Below are 15,326 nucleotides of genomic sequence, written 5' to 3'. Positions count from 1 at the left end.
ATGTCAGGGCCGGGCCGCCACCGTCACCGTCGGCACCCCCACCCGCACCTGGTTGATGGTGTAGGCCGCCACCGGGACCAGGGCGGCGCCCTCGCGCCGCCAGGCGCCCAGGATGATGGGGCCGGGGCGCCAGTTCAGCATGCCGGGCGACAGGCGCAGGATCAGCGGGCCGCCTGGGCTGTGCCACGCCAGCAGGGGCGCCTCCTCCTCGAAATTGGGCAGGCCGGTATAGGTCCAGCCCTTGACGCTGGGAATGGTCAGGAAGGCGGGGACGAAGGGGCCGGCATAGGGGGCCAGGCCGTCCAGGGCGGGATAGTCGGGGCGTCCTGGCGGATGGTCGGCGCCGATGGACCAGGGGCTGGCGGCCAGGGCGGTGGCCCAGCGCGGGGCCGCCTCGGTCAGCGCCTTGCAGGTGGCGGCGTCGGCGGCGCAGCGGCCGTCGCCCAGCCGGAACTCGGTCTGGTAGGTCGCCTCGACGCGGCAGGCCGCGCCCCAGCGGTCGCGATGCACGGGGTGGATGCGGACCTCGGCCCGGGTGGGGCGGGCCATGGGCCGGCTCGGCCCGGAATCCTGGGCGAAAAAGACGGGGACGCCGGTTGCGTCCAGGCCGAAGCCGGCGCTTTCCGACCAGCAATAGGCCGGCTTGTCCGCCGGTCGCGCCTCGGGCGGCGGCAGGGCGGGGCCGCCGTTGCCGGCCGTGTCCAGCCAATGGACGCTGAAGCTGGTGCAGGCGGCGGCGTCGTCCAGCGCCGTCACCGCCACATGGGCGCGGCCGAAGGGCACCACGGCCATCTGGTCGCCCGCGTCCTGGGTCGCCTCGGGCGGCAGGCGGTCGCGCCACGCCTGGGTCAGTTCCTGCTCCGGCGCCGGGGTCAGCAGGCCGGCGCCGATGAGCTGCTCATCCAGGTCGCCCACGGGCGGGCCGCCATCCAGCCCGCGCGCGTCGGCCAGGGTGGCGGCGGCGCGCTCGCAGAAGGGCTGGTCCGGCTTGGCCGCCTGCACGGCCAGGGCGGCGCGGCGCAGGGGCAGGGCGCGCGCCAGGCAGGTGCGCGCGCGCTCGTCATCCGCGGGGGCGAGGTCGCCGCATAGCCGGTCGCGCGTCGCCAGCCAGCGCGCCTGCTCGGCGATCACGGCGGACGCGTGCGCCCCCGCCTTGGCCACGGCCAGCGTGTACAGGCGCGTGATCTCCGCATCCTCGGCCCGCAAGGCCGGGATGGCGCAGATCATGCGGTCCGTGGGCTTGCCTGCCGTGGCGCAGGAAGAGGCCGCCAGGGCCGGTGGCGCCAGCAAGAGGGCGGCGATGGCGGGCAAAACACGGTGTCGGATCACGGGACTGGCTTAAGCTGCGTCGTCGGCGGGGCCGACAAGATCAGGCATAACGCCCGCGAATGCCACAGGATCGTTGGGCCCGCGCGCCCTATCGCTTCGCCAGATAGTCGACGATGGCCGGGACGTCGCCGGCGTCGATGGGCGCCTTGTAGGTCTGGATCATCTTGTTCACGATTTCCGCCCACTTTTCCCGTGGGAAGGGGGGCTGCCTCAACACCATGCCCGCCGAATGGCAGGTCAGGCAGTTGTTGTTGATGGCCGCCGCGTCGGCGCCGGGGAACTCCCGGTCCGACTGGGGCAGGTCCACGGTCACGGACCGCAGGGTGATGCCGCCGGGCCCGGTCACCGTGCTGCTCTTCGGGGCGGCGAGGGCCGGCGTGGCGAGGCTGGCGGGGGCGAGGCTGGCGGTGGCGATGGCCAGAAGAATCCAGGCGCGGGTCATGGTGCGACCTCCTCCGTCAGGCGGCCGTCAGCGTGGTCGTCTCGACCACGTTGCGCATGAAGCCGTTGGGGTTCCAGTTGGCCTCCAGGGGTTGGGTTTCCCCGGCGGTGTTGGTGCAGCGGACCATCAGCCGCACCGGGCCCGCGGCCGGGCCGGGGGCGGTGAGGTGCCATTGGCGGAAGCTGTAGCGCCCCTCGTCCCGGCCCAGGTGCGCCCCGCGCCAGGTGGCGCCGCCGTCGGCCGATACCTCCACCGCCGCCACCCCTTGGTCGCCGCCGAAGGCCAGGCCGCGCAGGGCCAGGGGCTTGCCCGCCGCCACCCGCGCGCCGTCCTCCAGGTTGGTGATGAAGGAGCGCGGCACCATGCGGTTGATGGGAACCTGGGCGTAGCCGGTTTCCCCTGGCGTCACCGACGCGTGCGGCGTGTCGGGAATGCGGTAGGCGGTCTTGGTCCAGTATTGGTCGTCGGCGGTGGCCAGCACCTCGATATCGCACAGCATCTTGACCCAGTAGGTCGAATACCAGCCCGGCACCACCAGCCGCAGGGGGAAGCCGTTCAGCAGGGGCAACTGCTCGCCATTCATCTGGAAGGCGATCATGACCTCGCCATCCCGCGCGTGGTCGATGGCCAGGGACTTGCCGAAGGCCGGGGCGTCGGGCACTACCGGTTCATCCAAGCCCCGGGCGCGGATCGCCACGGCGCCGGCCTTGACGCCGGCCCGGTCCAGCACGGCCTTCAGCGGCACGCCCACCCAGCGGGCGTTGCCCATGGCCCCGTGCCGCCACTGCGCCCCGGCGACGCGGGGGGTGAACAGGCTGCGCGAATTGCCGGAGCATTGGTTGACCGCCGCGTACTCGAGCCGCGGCATGGCCAGCAGCTCCCCCAGGCCCAGTGTCAGGGGCCGGTCCACATGGCCATGCACCTTCAAGGTGAAGGTGGCCACGTCCACCTGCTCGGGGATGCCCGCCCAGTGCCAGCGCACGAAGAAACGGTCGTTGGGGGTGAAGACGCCCTGGTCGAACACCTCGAACGGCGTTTCCAGCAGGGGCGGGCGGGTCCGTTGCAGGATCATCCGCCCCTTTTGCGGGAAGGCGGTGGTGAAGACGGTGTCGCCCGCGTCTTGGGCAAGGGCGCCCAGCGCGCCCCGTGAAGCCGGCAGCGCCCCAAGGGCCGCCGCGCCCGCGATGAATCCCCGTCTGCCGATCAGGGGGAACCGATAGCCCTGGCCCATGGTCCCGACCTCCTCAATTGGGTGGCGCCAGGCCGGAACCATCGGTTCCGGCCTGGCCGCTGGCCCTATTGAGACGGAGAACGACCAATCCATCCAATGCTGTTTTGGTGTCGTACCGTTCGGTCAAAGAGAACAATCTAGGGCATACGCGGTGCCGGCTCGTTAGCCCGGGTTCTTCTTGTAGGCGTCGATGACGCCATTCCATTCCTCGATCACGCCCTTGTGCTCGGTCATGGCGTCGGTCTTGGCCTTGTCCAGGCACTTCAGGTAGGCGGTCATCTTGGTGGTGTAGTCGGCCACCTTCTTTTCCGCCGCCTCCATCTCCGGCCCCTTGGTCTTCTTGCCGGGGGGCAGCTTGGGGCGGTCGGGGCGGGTGCAGGCGGGGCCTTGCGCCGCCGCCGGCAGGGCGGTGGCGATGACGGGGGCGGCGGCCAGCAGGGCGGCCAGGGCCAGGGTGATGCGGCGGGTCATGTCGATAGGTTGATCAATGTTGACGATAGTCGGCGGATGGAATCACGCTCAGCCGCGGGCCAGGTTTTCCAGGGCGTGGGCATAGGGGCTCAGGTCATAGCCCTGGCGGCCGGCGGCCGCGATGATCTCGTTCACCGGGGTGCCGTTGGACGCGGCGCCCAGCGACCACAGGATGGTGCTGCGCGTGCCCGACCGGCAGTGGGCCAGCACCGGGCCCGGCAGCTTGGCCAGAGCCTCGGCGAAGGCGGCGGCCGTCTGCGGGCCCAGGTTCATGTTGTTGACCGGCAGGTAGACGTAGTCCAGGCCGGCCTCCTGCGCCAGTTCGGCGGCGCGGGTGGAGGTGAGCTGCCCCGGCTCTTCCCCATCGGGGCGGTTGTTGATGATGGTGCGGAAGCCCAGCGCCTTGGCCTGGGCGATGTCCGCCTCCTCGATCTGCGGGGCGACGCTGAGGTTGTCGGTCAGGGGACGGGGAATCAGCATGGGGCGGGCTCCGGTCATGGAACGGGCGGAAAGGTCGGGGGTGAAGCTACCCCCATTCCCCCGCCCGGTTCCAGCGTGCGTTACATCTTTCACAGGCCGGCGCGGGTTTCGCGGGTTGCGCAAGGCCTGCCAGGCCCGTGAGGCAAGCGGGCGGATGCCCGCGCCCGCCGCCTGAGGAAACTGGAAGACTCAGCGCGTTAGCGCTGGTCCTTCACCACCTCGCCGCCCTTGATGACGACGGGAATGTGTTCCAGCAGGGTCACGTCGGCCAGCGGGTCGCCCTGCACCGCCACCAGGTCGCCATAGCGGCCCACGGCCACGGCGCCGATGTCCTGCGATGTGCCCATGGCCTCCGCCGCGTTGCGGGTGGCGGTGCGGATGGCCTCCAGCGGCGTCATGCCCCACTGCACCATCTTGGCGAACTGCTTGCCGTTGTCGCCATGGGGATAGACGCCGGCGTCGGTGCTGAAGATCATCTTGACGCCGGCCTTGACCGCCTTGGCGAAGTTCTCGCGCTGGACGCGGCCGATCTTGCGCTCCTTCTCCAGGCTTTCGGGCAGCATGCCGGCCTTGGCGCCCTCCGCCAGGATGTAGTCGTCATCGTAGATGTCCATGCCCAGCCAGGTGCCGCGCTTCTTGGCCATCTCGATGCCCTCGTCATCGATCAGGCTGGCGTGCTCGATGGTGTCGATGCCGGCGCGAATGGAGGCCTTGATGCCCTCGGTCCCGTGGGCATGGGCGGCCACCCTCATGCCCAGGGCGTGGGCCTCCTTGGCGATGGCGTCCAGTTCCTCCTGCGTCAGTTGCTGGGCGCCGGGGCTGTCGCCCTTGGACAGCACGCCGCCGGTGGCGCAGACCTTCACCAGGTCGGCGCCGAACTTCTTGACCCAGCGCACCTTCTGCACCATGGCCCAGGGGCCGTCGGCCACCCCCTCGCCCACGCGGCCATAGTCGGCGGGCAGCAGGTTCTCGTCGCAATGGCCGCCGGTGGCGCCCAGCAGGGGGCCGGAGACCTTCATGCGCGGGCCGGGCACCAGGCCGCTGTCGATGGCGTTGCGCAGGGCCACGTCGGTGAAGGCGTCGGCGCCCACGTTGCGCACGGCGGTGAACCCGGCCATCAGCGTCAGCCTGGCGTTGGCCACGCCGGCGATGGCCTTGTCGGCGGTGCTCACGCCCAACGACTCATACCCATTCCAGGTGGGCTGGATGGTCAGGTGGGTGTGCATGTCGATCAGGCCGGGCAGCAGGGTCAGGCCGGGCAGCGCCACCGTGCGCGCGTCGGCCGGGGCCGTCACCGCCCCCTGCGTGCCCACCGCCGCGATGCGGCCATCGACGATCAGCACGGCCGGCCGGTCCACCACCTTGCCCAACAGCACGTCCACCATGTGGTCCGCCGTCACCAGCACCGCCTCCGCCCGGGCGGCGCCGGCGGCGGCCAGCAGGCCCAGGGCCAGGGCGCCCAGGCCGGCCATGAGGCGCCGGGCGGGCTTGGGTACGGTCGTGCGGTTGGACATGATGCGGAGAACCCCTGTCAGTTTGGATTTTGGATATTCGTTGCGGGGAAAGGTGCCGTTCCGCCCCCGTGGCGTCAACGTGACAATCGGGGTGACAGTCAGACGGCCCCACGCCTTCCGCGCCCCCCATTTCGGCCAAGATTAAAATTCTGTCATGACATTAAAAAAATGTCAGGAAGCGGCGACAGGTTGGCGCCGTCCGCGCGTGAAAGGGGTGTGGCGATCGAAAAACGGCCGCCCCTGTCAAAGCCCGGCGCAAAGGCGCGGGCTTCCTCTCCTTCTCCCAAACTGGGGTTTCATATCCGTCCGGGTGCCATCCAGGCAGTCCCCGGGCGCGACGGAGGCATCCACCGACCGGCCAGTGGCGAGAGGGCCGGGCGGATGGGCCACCGGGGCGCCGGGGATGTCAGTCGCGATGGGGTTCGGGGACTTTCCGCCGCCCTCGGGCGGACGGGGCCGGCTCCGTGTCGCTGTTGGCGGCGGCGGACGATTCCGGCTGGGCGGGTGATGCCGGAACCGGCTTAAAAAAAATGGCCGGCGGCCGGGCGGGCACCGGATCGGGCGCGGTGCCTGGTGGGGGTGTCCAATCCTTCAGGGCGGCGGCGACCAGCCTGCGCTCCACCCGCTCCATCATGCCGGGCGGCGGTTCGACCGCCGGCCCGTCCTGGGCGACCAAGTGTTCCAGGCGGCGCATCTCGCGCACACGGCCCCGCGCCTCGGCGGAAGATAACAGGAGTGCCACGACAGCCCGCTGCTGCTCGACCGGCCATGCGCGCAGCTGCGCCCCATACTGGCACAGCAGGTCGTCGAGTTCCTCAGGCGTCATCAAAAGCATCCCGCGGCCGTATCGCGGTCTTGCGGAAAGCGGAGCGAAGGCGCTGGCGCGCGCGCTTCAACAGGGCCTCCGCCGCCACGACGGTAGTGTTCATGGCCGCCGCCACTTCGGCCGCGGACATCGATTGGTCGTAATATAGGGCCAGCGCCACCTGCTGACTAGCCGGAAGTCGTTGCCGGGCTGTGCGCAGAACTGTGGCCAATTCCTTTTCCAGGACGATTTCGTCAAAGCTTTGACTGTCGTCCATGATGTCTTCGGTCAGTTCCAATGTATTTTCCGCCGGGCGGCGGCGGTAATCGATGCAGCGGTTGATGACGATGCGGTGGATCCAGGTGGTGAACTTGGCGCTGATGGGCTGCCAGGTTTCCCGATGGTTCCATACCTGCAGGAAGGCGTCCTGCACCACGTCTTCCGCGTCGCTGTCGTTGGGCAGGATGCGTCGGGCCACGGCGTACAGGCGGCGGAAATAGCGGCGGATCAGCAGGCGATAGGCGTCGACGTTCCCCGTTTTCAGCAGGGCCATCAGCATCTCGTCCGTGGCGTTGGCCAGGTCGGCGCCTTCCAGGATGGGGGTCAGCACCGGCGTCAGCACGCTCAGGCCGGCCCCGCCGCCGGCGGTCAGGCCGCCGGTGTCCCGTGCCCCGACGTCCAGGGTCGCCCCGGCGGGGATGCCGTGCGAGTAAGGGGAACTCGTCATAATCACCGCCATCTGTTTCTTGGCCCCTCCGAGGGCGCTGCCGTCGCCCTGGATTCTCATGAAATCGACACGCTCGCCCCAGAACGGTCCCCAACCCGCTCGGGCGTCATCCGGAAACCCCACCCCGCGTGGTTCTCCGAACGATGTGTATTAAACGGTACAGAAGCCGTTACCTGTTCCTGAAACTGCGCCTGTGACCGCATGTCGCCGTTCATTTCCCTCAAGTCCGGGGCGGACGCGCCCACAGCCGACGGTGCAGCGCCAGCCGCTCCTGGATGCGACGCACCCGGTTGGGCACGTCGCGTCCACCGGCCGCACGGCCCAGCGCCATGATGAAGGCGCCATAGAGCTGGCTCAGAGCCTTGCCGCTGGGGCCGCCCACCTGGTTGGCCATGACGACCTGCAGGCCGGTGTAGATGCGGATGGCATGCACGATGTCGGCGTGGAACTGGTCGAACTGGCCGTCCGCGGCGTGGCGCTCTGCGGCGGTGCACAGCTGCAGCGCCCGGTCTTGCAGCGCCTCCACCAGCTTGTGCGGGGGCAGGGTCTGCTTGGCCGATCCGTAGGCGCTGGAGGCGCGCTGGTACGCGGTGTGGTTCATGGCCGCTCTTTTCAACTCTCTGGAGGAAGGGAATGTCCGGTGCCCCTCCGGCCGACGCCGGCGGGATCGCCGGGCGTCAACTGCTGCTGCTGTTGCTGGCGTCGGAATACGCCTTCAGGGTCTTCAGCAAGGTGGCCGCCGTCTGCGCTTGCGCCTCCAGTTGGGCGTAGTAGGTCGCCAACTGGGTGCCATAGGCTTCCGCCTGGCTGCGGATGTCGGCCGCGTTGCTGGTCAGGGTTGTGTCGTAGTCCGTCAGGTTGTCGATGAGGTTCTGTAAGGTGCCGGTGTCCTTGTCCCCCGCAGTATCGGACGTGTTGTAGATCAGGTCGGCCAGGCCGCTGCTGGTGCTGACGCTGACCGTTTCGCTCTGGGACCCTAGATAGACCAGCGTCATGCCTGCATATGCCGTGCCATCCTTGCCGATGATGCGGGTGCCGCTGATGGTGAACAGCGACGTGTCGCCACCCACGCCCGCGGACGCGATGCTGCCGTCGGCGTTCATGGTGATGTCCAGGTTGAAGTTCAGGCTGTCGGTGCTGTCGGGGGACCGCAGCATCGACAGCTCGGTCGAGGAGGTTGAGTAGTTGAAGCCCAGGAGAGTCTCGAGATCGTCGAGATTGTCACTGAGCGCGCTGTCCAGCGTGGTGCTGTCGATGGCCAAGGTGTTGTCGCTGTTGAAGGAAAGCCCCAGGGAGGAGATGGAATAGGTGCCGTCGGTCAGGTTCAGCGCGTTCTGCAGAGCGGTGGAGATGGACCGCACCTGGCTGTCGGCGAACAGCACCGCGGAACTGGCCGGGCCACCGTCGGTGCCCGTGGCCTGCTGGGTGGAGATGAAGTTGCGGACGGCGTTGTAGGCCGTGACGAACGTGGAAATGCCGCTCTTGATGGCGCTGAGGTTGGCCGTCAGCTCCATGGTGATGGTGGAGCCGGTGCCGGTGCTGCTGTCGTAGTCGCTGGAATAAAGGTCCAGCGTCACCCCGGACAGCACGTCGCTGATGACGTTGCTAGAGCGCTGGATGTCGATGCCGTCGACCTCGATCTCCGATCCTTGGGCGGCCGTCAGTTCGTCGGCATAGCTGCCGTCGCTGTTGGTGACGCCCAGCGAGGTCAGGATGCCGCTGCTGTCATTGCTGAACTCGATGGCCTTGCCGGTGTCGGTGGCCGTCAGCACCAGTTCATAGGCGCTGTCCGACACCTGGATGATGCTGGCGGAGATGTTGGTGCTGTCGCTCTGCTTGTTGATGGCCGCGGCGACGTCTTTCAGGCTGTCGGTGCTGGCGACGCTGATGGTCGCGGTGGAACCGTCGGCCAGGCCCAAGGTGAAGGTGCCGGACAGGTTCAGGGCGCCGGTCTGGTTGGACTGGGTGCTGCTGCCCAGCTTTTCCGCCGTCGCCAACTGCTTGATGACGATGGTGTGGGTGCCGGTGGCGGTGCCGTCGTCCACCGACACGCCCAGCATGTCGCTGGCGGAAACGGTGGAGCTGCCGCCCGACAGAAAGGCCGTGCGCTCGGAAAACAGGTTGGTGCTGGAACTGTCCACCGGGTTGGACAGGGCCTCCGCCGCCGTCGCCAGCGTGTTCAGCAGCCCCTGGAAATCCTCATAGGCCGAGATCTTGGACTCATTGTCCGAGATTTCGCTGTCGATGGTGTCGGCCCTGGCCTCCTTCGAGGCCACCGCCGACGCGACCAGGGCGGAATAATCCAGCCCCGTGACGGACGAGGCCGAGGAGGATGTGCTGGCCGTCGATGTGCTCGACGTGCTGCCGGAAATGGTGGACACCGCCATGATTGATCCCCTGGCCTAACCTTCTCCTTTTCCGCGAACCGGGGGCGCCTGTCGCCAGACGCCCCCGTCGCTCGCCTTACTGCAGCAGCTTCAGCAGTTCGGACGGCAGCTGGTTGGCCTTGGCCAGGGCGTTGATGCCGGCCTGGACCAAGGTGTCCTCGTTGGACAGCTTGGTCTGTTCCGACGCCACGTCGACGTCCATGATGGCGGACTGCGCCGCTTCCTGGTTCTCGATGGAGGTGGAGATCATCTCGCCCTGGTATTCGAAGCGGGAGATCTGGGCACCGACCTTGGCGCGGGCCGTGGACAGCGCGCTGATGGCCGACTTGATGGTGGTGATGGCCGAGGTGGCGGCGCTGGAGGTCGCCACGCCGGAGCCGGTCAGGCCCAGCGAGCTGCTGTCCACCGTCGTCAGGGTGATGGTGATGGTATCCGTGGTCGCCGTGCCCACCAGGAAGGTGACGCCCGAGGACCAGGAGCCGGTGCCGTCCAGCAGGCTCTGGCTGTTGAAGCGGGTGCCCGTGGAGATGCTGTCCACTTCGTCCGTCAGCTGCTGGTATTCGGCATCGATGTAGCCGCGTTCCGTGTCCGTCACGGTGCCCGAGACGGATTCGGTGGCCAGCGATTCCATGCGCTGCAGGATGTCGGAGATGCGGGCCATGCCGCCGTCCGCCGCCTGCAGAATGGACTGGCCGTTCGAGGCGTTGGTCGACGCCTGGTTCAGCATGGTGACGTCGGACTCGATCTTGGTGCCGACGGCCAGGCCGGCGGCATCGTCCGATGCCTTGGTGATACGGGACCCGGACGCGATCTTGGAAACCGAGGACAATTCCGCCTCGGAGTTGATGTTCAAGTAACGCAGGGCGGAGTTCGCCGCTGTGTTGGTGGTGACGACAGGCATCATGGACCTCCATGTGGTTGGCGAGAGGTACGTGGGGCGACCGCCTTTTGCGGCCGGGCCATACTTCCCCTCACACGGTTCAACGGCAGGTCAGATGAAAGCGGGCGCACTTTTTTTCGCTATTTTGCGAAAAGTTCCGAGGCGTCACATGTAGTTCGCCAGACTCATTTTCTGTGACGCGGCAATAGCCTGCATCGTCGCCTCTAATGAGGTCTGTAGCGTTGTCACTGTTGTTGACACCTCCGCCAGATCAACACTTTTCAAGTCGCTACTCTGGGTGGTGGCGAAGGAATTTATATCGGACAGGTGGCTCGATGCTTTCTGTATTCTGGACGATGTGTCCGACAATGTTTGGCTGATGTCGCTCAATCCATCGGATGCGCTGTTCACCAGGTCCAGCGCCGTGTTGAGGGTCGTGTCGTCCAGCGGGTTGGTGTTGCTGACAATGCTCAAGGCCCGCATCAGCTTCTCGATGGACGGGTCGTCGGCGGTGACGCCGTAGCTGACGCTCTGGGTGGATGACAGGCGTACCGTGGCCAGGGTGTCGTTGCCGCTGTAATAGCTGGTGTCGGCGCTGCTGGACGATGTCTGGGCGGGATAGCTCGTGCTGTCCACCGACACTGGCGCGTGGTTGGTGTCGCTGCCGCCGAACAGGTACTGGCCGCCATAGGTGTCGTTCAGGATGGACGCCACGTCCTTCAGCCAGCCCGACGCCTCTTCCTGATAGGTCGACCGGCTGGTCTGGTCGGTGGACATGGCCTCGCTGATGGCCGTCTTCAGGCTGGTGGCGATGCTGGACATGCTGGTGATGTCGGAGGAGATGGCGTCGATCTTGGTGACGGCGTTGTCGGCGTTGGTGATCAGGGTGCTGGAATAGCTGACCTCGCTTTCCAGGTTCACCAGCAGCTTGACGTTGCCCCCGGCGGTGGACAGGCCGGCATAGGTGGTGGACTTGGCGCTGGTCAATTCCTGCACCTCCGCGCTGTTCAGCGCGGATTCGTTCTTCAGCATGTACTGGACAAGGGCGTTGTGCGCGCCGGCGGTCGATATCCGGTTCATCAGAGGCCCCTCAGTTGATCATCTCGATGGTGGCGGTGAACATTTCCTGCAGCGTCGACATGATCTTGGCGGCCGCCTGGTAAGCCTGCTCCAGGGTCGAGACCATGGCCGTCTCCTCATCCAGGCTGACCCCGGACTGGGAGCTGAGCGCCGTGGTCGCGTCATCCAGGGTGGAACTGGCGGTGTCGGCCTTGGTGCTGGCGGCGGACGCGGCGGTGGCCGCACTGCTGATGATGGTGGAGGCATAGCCCGACAGGGTGGTCGTTGCCTTGGCCAGGCCGCCGGCGCTGCTGAAGCTCTGCGTGCCGGTGAAGGCGTCCTCCAGCGCGGTGATGGTGCTGACGTCGCCCGAGGTGATGGCGCTGTCGCCCACGGCCAGGCTGCTGCTGTCCGACAGGGTACCGGTGGGCAGCAGCGAGCTGTCGGCCGACAGGCTCGCTTTGACCGCGATGTCGCTGGCGCCGGTGCCGGTCAGCACGTCGTTCAGCCCGAAATAGAGCGAGGCGCCCTCTTTGCCGGTGCCGACGCTGCTGTCCATCTCGTTCACGGCGATGCCGTCGCTGCTGTCGGCGGCGGCGATGGTCAGGTGGCCGTCGCTGGTGATGCTGGCGGTGAAGTTGCCGCTGGCGTTGATGGTGTCCACCAGGTCCTGCACGGTGGACACGCCGCTGAGGTCGACATTCAGCACCGCCGCCGCGTCGTCGTTGCTGTCCACCGCCACCAGGCGCAGCGTGCCGGTGGCCGACAGGCTGTCGCTGGCGCTGACCGTCGCCGTGCCGGTCAGCGAGGTCGCGGCCGGATAGCTGGTGCCCTGGTTGGACACGGTGTTGACCGTGGTGATGAGGGTGCTGGCCAGGTTGTCCAGGCGGGTCTGCTGGTCCACCAGCGTGTCGTCGCGCAGGGTGATCAGCCCGCCGATGGCCCCGGACTTGACGCTGCCGGTGATGTCGGTGCCATCCACGCTCAGCGCGCTGAAGCCCGTGGGGTAGGTGGTGCTGGCGTCGACGCTGCCGGCGGCGGTGTAGCTCAGCGTGTGGGCCGTGCTGCCCACCAGCACCTGGCCGGAGGAGGTGGACACCTGCATGGCGCCGGTATCGTCCACCGTGTAGCTGACGCCCAGATAGCTGGACAGGGTCTTCAACTGGCTGTCGCGCTGGTCCTCCAGATCGGCGGTGGACTGGCCGGCGGCCTTGGCGGCGACGATCTGCTTGTTCAGGCTGGCGATGGTGGTGATGGCGGTGTTGGCGGAATCCACGTCGCTGGCGATGTCGCTGTCCGCCTGGGCCCGCAGGCCCTGCACCGTGCTGGAGGCCTCGCTGAGGGTGCTGGCCATGGTTTCCAGCGCGGTCACGGTGGACGCCTTGTCCGTGTCGGTGCCGTTGCCCGAGGCCAGGGTGGACAGGTCGCTGGTCACTGTGTCGATGACGTCGGCGATGGAGGTGCTGCCCGATACCGTGCCGTAGGCGGTATCCACATCGCTCATGTAGCTGCTGATCACGCTGGCCTGGCTGTTGGCCGAGGTGGAGGACACCACCTGGCGCAGCAGGTACTGGTCCACATCCCGCGTGACGCTGCTGACGCTGACCCCGGACGCCTGGCCGTTGACGGTGACGGCCGTCTGGTTGGCCGTCTTCTTGGTATAGCCGTCGGTGCTGGCATTGGCCGTGTTGGCGCTGGTGACGGTGATGGCCGTCTGCGTGGCCGTCAGGGCGGACTGGGCGATGGAACCAGCGGTGCGGAGCGACATGGCGGGGGCCCTTCCTCAGGCGGTCAGCTGCACGCAGTGGCGGGCCTGATGGCTGTCCAGGCGGATCTGGCGGCCCCGCGCAGGGTAATAGCCGCGCACGTCCTGCGCCCGTTCCCGCGTCACGTGCAGCAGGCCCTGCAGCCGGGAGCGACGGCCCTTCAGTTCCGCCGCCATGCCGGTCTGCAACGCCGCCATCTCGGTCATCAGGCCCTGCAACTGGGGCGCCCAGTGCTGGCCGGTGGCGGCACGGCCCTGCGCGCCGCCCTGGGCGGCGCGGGACAGGGTGACGCGGGCCACGGCTTCGGCCTCGCGCAGGTGCTTCAGCGCGGTGTACATGGCGCGCCGCCGGTCCAGGCTGGCCTCCGGCAGGCTCGCCGCGGCCTGGAAGGCGGCGAAGGCCTCGATCAGCGCCACCGGGAACTGGGTGCCCCCCGGGGGCGGTGCGGGCAGCGTCACGGCCTCCGGCTGGGGCGCCGGCGCTACGGCGATGGTGGGTTCGGGGGCCGGCGCGCCGAACAGGCGGGAAAAGAGGCTGGTCATCGCGTACCCCGGCGGTAAGAGGGCAGGTAGGCGTTGTTGAGCGCCCGCGAATACAGGGTCAGGGCCCGCGCCCGCTGCTGCTGCGCCTCCACCAGGGGCCGCAGGTCGGCCAGCGCCTGCTCCAGCCGCTCCTGATAGCGCGTCAGGTCGTCGATCAGGGCCAACTGGGCGGCGTGGCGGATATGCCCGCCCACCCGCACGCCGGGGGTCAGCGCCGACCGCACGGCGGCGTTCAGCCGCTTGCCCTCGCGCAGCAGGCGCTCCAGGCGGTTGGCGTCGAAGGCGGGACCGATGGGGGTGGGGGCCGAGGGCGCGGTGGCGGGGGCGACGGATGCCACGGGCGGGGTGATGGATTGGGCGGCGAGCAGGGCGAGGTGGTTCATGGCCGGGTCCTCACCGCTTGGCCTGCAACAGGGTGTCCATCATGTCCTGCGCCGTGGACACGACCTTGGCCGCCGCCGAGTAGGCCTGCTGGGCGTAGATCATGCGGCTCAGTTCGTCCGAAGTGTCGACGTTGGAGCTTTCCAGCGACTTGGACTCGATGGTGCCGGCCCCGTCGCTGCCCGCCTCCTTAAGGGAATAGGCGCCAGAGGCGGTGGACTGGGCGTATGTCTGGCCGGATACGGCGGTCAGGCCGTCGGCGTTGGCGAAGGTGGCCACCGGGATCTTGTAGACCGTCTTGGACTGGCCGTTGTCGAAGTTGGCGACGACGCTGCCATCGGTGTTGATGTCCACGCTGTTCAGCGTGCCCTTAGCGTAGCCGTCCTGCTTGGGGGTGCCGGTGGTGGTGACGCTGGGGGTGGTCGACCCGCTGGCATACTGGGTGATGGAGCCGCTGCCGCCGTTCTCGCCGTAATCCAGGGTGATGGAGCTGTCGGTGGCGCCGCTGCTCCAGCCCGTGATGCTCAGCTGGATGTTGCTGGTGGGCGAGGCCAGCGAGCCGTCGCTGTTGAACACCAGGCTGACGGGCGTGCCGCTGCTGGTACCGGTGACGGTGGACCCGTCGGTGGCCGACACGGGATTGGACGCGTCCAGTTCCCAGGTGTTGGTGCCGGTCTTGGTCCAGGTCATGGTGACCGTGCTGCTGTTGCCCAGGCTGTCGTACACCTCCGTATCGGTGGTGTAGCTGCTGCCCACCGTGGCGTCGGACGGCAGGTTCAGGCTGCTGGTCACCTTGGTCGTGGCCTTGGGCGAGCCCGAGATGTTGTCGAGGTTGATCTTCTCCAGGCTGGCGGTGTCGCTGCGGTTGGTGGCCAGGATGTTGCCGCTGTCGTCGGTCGCCCAGCCCTCCAGGTAATACCCCTCGGTGTTCACCAGGTTGCCGCTGTTGTCTTCGCTGAAGCTGCCGTCGCGGGTGTAGTAGGACTGGCTGCTGCTGCCGTCGTTCACCACGAACATGCCGTCGCCATCCAGCGCCAGGTTGGTGGTGACGTCGGTGGAGGTGATGTCGCCCTGGCTGCTGACCGACTGGGTCGTGCTGGCGATGACGCCACCATAGTCGGCGGAGCTGCTCTGGCTGTCCGTCAGCAGGGCGGTGAACGAGGTGTCGGTCGCCTTGTAGCCGGTGGTGGACGAGTTTGAGATGTTGCTGGAGATCGAGGTGAACGCCTTGGACTGGGCGTACAAGGCCGAGGTGGCGGTGTTCAGGGCGCTGAAGATGCTCATGGCCGTGGTTCCTTGGGATCAGAAACGG

The 15,326-nt window shown here is 67.9% G+C and carries 16 protein-coding genes; all 16 read right to left on the bottom strand.

The features are described from left to right. Nucleotides 1-3 precede the first annotated feature (3 nt). Nucleotides 4-1,329, bottom strand: a complete 1,326-nt coding sequence (locus ULB03_RS16925) for a lysozyme inhibitor LprI family protein (RefSeq protein ID WP_322484301.1) — start codon at nt 1,327-1,329, stop codon at nt 4-6. 88 nt (nt 1,330-1,417) lie between these two features. After that, nucleotides 1,418-1,771, bottom strand: a complete 354-nt coding sequence (locus ULB03_RS16920) for a hypothetical protein (RefSeq protein ID WP_322484300.1) — start codon at nt 1,769-1,771, stop codon at nt 1,418-1,420. A gap of 16 nt (nt 1,772-1,787) precedes the next feature. Then, a complete protein-coding gene (locus ULB03_RS16915) occupies nt 1,788-3,002 on the bottom strand; it encodes a molybdopterin-dependent oxidoreductase (protein WP_322484299.1) in 1,215 nt (404 codons plus the stop codon). Nucleotides 3,003-3,164: 162 nt separating this feature from the next. Beyond that, complete coding sequence (locus tag ULB03_RS16910; protein WP_322484298.1) at nt 3,165-3,473, bottom strand: hypothetical protein; 309 nt, start codon at nt 3,471-3,473, stop codon at nt 3,165-3,167. Nucleotides 3,474-3,521: 48 nt separating this feature from the next. Continuing rightward, nucleotides 3,522-3,953 carry a protein tyrosine phosphatase family protein gene (locus ULB03_RS16905; protein WP_322484297.1) on the bottom strand — a complete coding sequence of 144 codons (432 nt, stop codon included), beginning with the start codon at nt 3,951-3,953 and terminating at the stop codon, nt 3,522-3,524. A gap of 197 nt (nt 3,954-4,150) precedes the next feature. Beyond that, on the bottom strand, nt 4,151-5,467 hold the full coding sequence (locus ULB03_RS16900; protein ID WP_322484296.1) for a Xaa-Pro dipeptidase: 1,317 nt from the start codon (nt 5,465-5,467) through the stop codon (nt 4,151-4,153). 406 nt (nt 5,468-5,873) lie between these two features. Then, nucleotides 5,874-6,293 (bottom strand): hypothetical protein, encoded by a 420-nt coding sequence (locus ULB03_RS16895; protein ID WP_322484295.1) that lies wholly within the window; start codon nt 6,291-6,293, stop codon nt 5,874-5,876. Further along, nucleotides 6,283-6,999: a sigma-70 family RNA polymerase sigma factor gene (locus tag ULB03_RS16890; protein WP_322484294.1), complete on the bottom strand. Its 717-nt coding sequence runs from the start codon at nt 6,997-6,999 to the stop codon at nt 6,283-6,285. The genes ULB03_RS16895 and ULB03_RS16890 overlap by 11 nt, the downstream gene beginning before the upstream one ends. Before the next feature lie 220 nt (nt 7,000-7,219). Further along, complete coding sequence (locus tag ULB03_RS16885) at nt 7,220-7,600, bottom strand: flagellar export chaperone FliS (protein WP_322484293.1); 381 nt, start codon at nt 7,598-7,600, stop codon at nt 7,220-7,222. 76 nt (nt 7,601-7,676) lie between these two features. Continuing rightward, nucleotides 7,677-9,386: a flagellar filament capping protein FliD gene (gene fliD, locus ULB03_RS16880; RefSeq protein WP_322484292.1), complete on the bottom strand. Its 1,710-nt coding sequence runs from the start codon at nt 9,384-9,386 to the stop codon at nt 7,677-7,679. 76 nt (nt 9,387-9,462) lie between these two features. Continuing rightward, entirely contained in the window at nt 9,463-10,290 is an 828-nt protein-coding gene (locus ULB03_RS16875) for a flagellin (protein WP_322484291.1), read from the bottom strand. Between the two features lie 141 nt (nt 10,291-10,431). Then, entirely contained in the window at nt 10,432-11,346 is a 915-nt protein-coding gene (locus ULB03_RS16870) for a flagellin (RefSeq protein WP_322484290.1), read from the bottom strand. A 10-nt stretch (nt 11,347-11,356) separates the two neighbouring features. Continuing rightward, entirely contained in the window at nt 11,357-13,093 is a 1,737-nt protein-coding gene (gene flgK / locus ULB03_RS16865) for a flagellar hook-associated protein FlgK (RefSeq protein WP_322484289.1), read from the bottom strand. A 15-nt stretch (nt 13,094-13,108) separates the two neighbouring features. Continuing rightward, nucleotides 13,109-13,633: a hypothetical protein gene (locus ULB03_RS16860; RefSeq protein WP_322484288.1), complete on the bottom strand. Its 525-nt coding sequence runs from the start codon at nt 13,631-13,633 to the stop codon at nt 13,109-13,111. Further along, on the bottom strand, nt 13,630-14,016 hold the full coding sequence (locus tag ULB03_RS16855) for a hypothetical protein (protein ID WP_322484287.1): 387 nt from the start codon (nt 14,014-14,016) through the stop codon (nt 13,630-13,632). The genes ULB03_RS16860 and ULB03_RS16855 overlap by 4 nt, the downstream gene beginning before the upstream one ends. A 10-nt stretch (nt 14,017-14,026) precedes the next feature. Continuing rightward, nucleotides 14,027-15,298 carry a flagellar hook protein FlgE gene (gene flgE / locus ULB03_RS16850; RefSeq protein WP_322484286.1) on the bottom strand — a complete coding sequence of 424 codons (1,272 nt, stop codon included), beginning with the start codon at nt 15,296-15,298 and terminating at the stop codon, nt 14,027-14,029. Between the last annotated feature and the right edge of the window lie 28 nt (nt 15,299-15,326).

The sequence above is a fragment of the Nitrospirillum goiasense genome, from assembly GCF_034427435.1.
Lineage (GTDB): Bacteria > Pseudomonadota > Alphaproteobacteria > Azospirillales > Azospirillaceae > Nitrospirillum.
This window is presented reverse-complemented; position numbering and strand designations above follow the sequence as displayed.

What these genes read in the sequence shown, in the direction of transcription:
- ULB03_RS16915 (WP_322484299.1), bottom strand. Translation starts at nt 3,002, where the DNA reads ATGGGCCAGGGCTATCGGTTCCCCCTGATCGGCAGACGGGGATTCATC.
- ULB03_RS16890 (WP_322484294.1), bottom strand. Translation starts at nt 6,999, where the DNA reads ATGACGAGTTCCCCTTACTCGCACGGCATCCCCGCCGGGGCGACCCTG.
- ULB03_RS16885 (WP_322484293.1), bottom strand. Translation starts at nt 7,600, where the DNA reads ATGAACCACACCGCGTACCAGCGCGCCTCCAGCGCCTACGGATCGGCC.
- flgK (WP_322484289.1), bottom strand. Translation starts at nt 13,093, where the DNA reads ATGTCGCTCCGCACCGCTGGTTCCATCGCCCAGTCCGCCCTGACGGCC.
- ULB03_RS16870 (WP_322484290.1), bottom strand. Translation starts at nt 11,346, where the DNA reads ATGAACCGGATATCGACCGCCGGCGCGCACAACGCCCTTGTCCAGTAC.
- flgE (WP_322484286.1), bottom strand. Translation starts at nt 15,298, where the DNA reads ATGAGCATCTTCAGCGCCCTGAACACCGCCACCTCGGCCTTGTACGCC.
- ULB03_RS16910 (WP_322484298.1), bottom strand. Translation starts at nt 3,473, where the DNA reads ATGACCCGCCGCATCACCCTGGCCCTGGCCGCCCTGCTGGCCGCCGCC.
- ULB03_RS16905 (WP_322484297.1), bottom strand. Translation starts at nt 3,953, where the DNA reads ATGCTGATTCCCCGTCCCCTGACCGACAACCTCAGCGTCGCCCCGCAG.
- ULB03_RS16855 (WP_322484287.1), bottom strand. Translation starts at nt 14,016, where the DNA reads ATGAACCACCTCGCCCTGCTCGCCGCCCAATCCATCACCCCGCCCGTG.
- ULB03_RS16860 (WP_322484288.1), bottom strand. Translation starts at nt 13,633, where the DNA reads ATGACCAGCCTCTTTTCCCGCCTGTTCGGCGCGCCGGCCCCCGAACCC.
- ULB03_RS16875 (WP_322484291.1), bottom strand. Translation starts at nt 10,290, where the DNA reads ATGATGCCTGTCGTCACCACCAACACAGCGGCGAACTCCGCCCTGCGT.
- ULB03_RS16900 (WP_322484296.1), bottom strand. Translation starts at nt 5,467, where the DNA reads ATGTCCAACCGCACGACCGTACCCAAGCCCGCCCGGCGCCTCATGGCC.
- ULB03_RS16920 (WP_322484300.1), bottom strand. Translation starts at nt 1,771, where the DNA reads ATGACCCGCGCCTGGATTCTTCTGGCCATCGCCACCGCCAGCCTCGCC.
- fliD (WP_322484292.1), bottom strand. Translation starts at nt 9,386, where the DNA reads ATGGCGGTGTCCACCATTTCCGGCAGCACGTCGAGCACATCGACGGCC.
- ULB03_RS16895 (WP_322484295.1), bottom strand. Translation starts at nt 6,293, where the DNA reads ATGACGCCTGAGGAACTCGACGACCTGCTGTGCCAGTATGGGGCGCAG.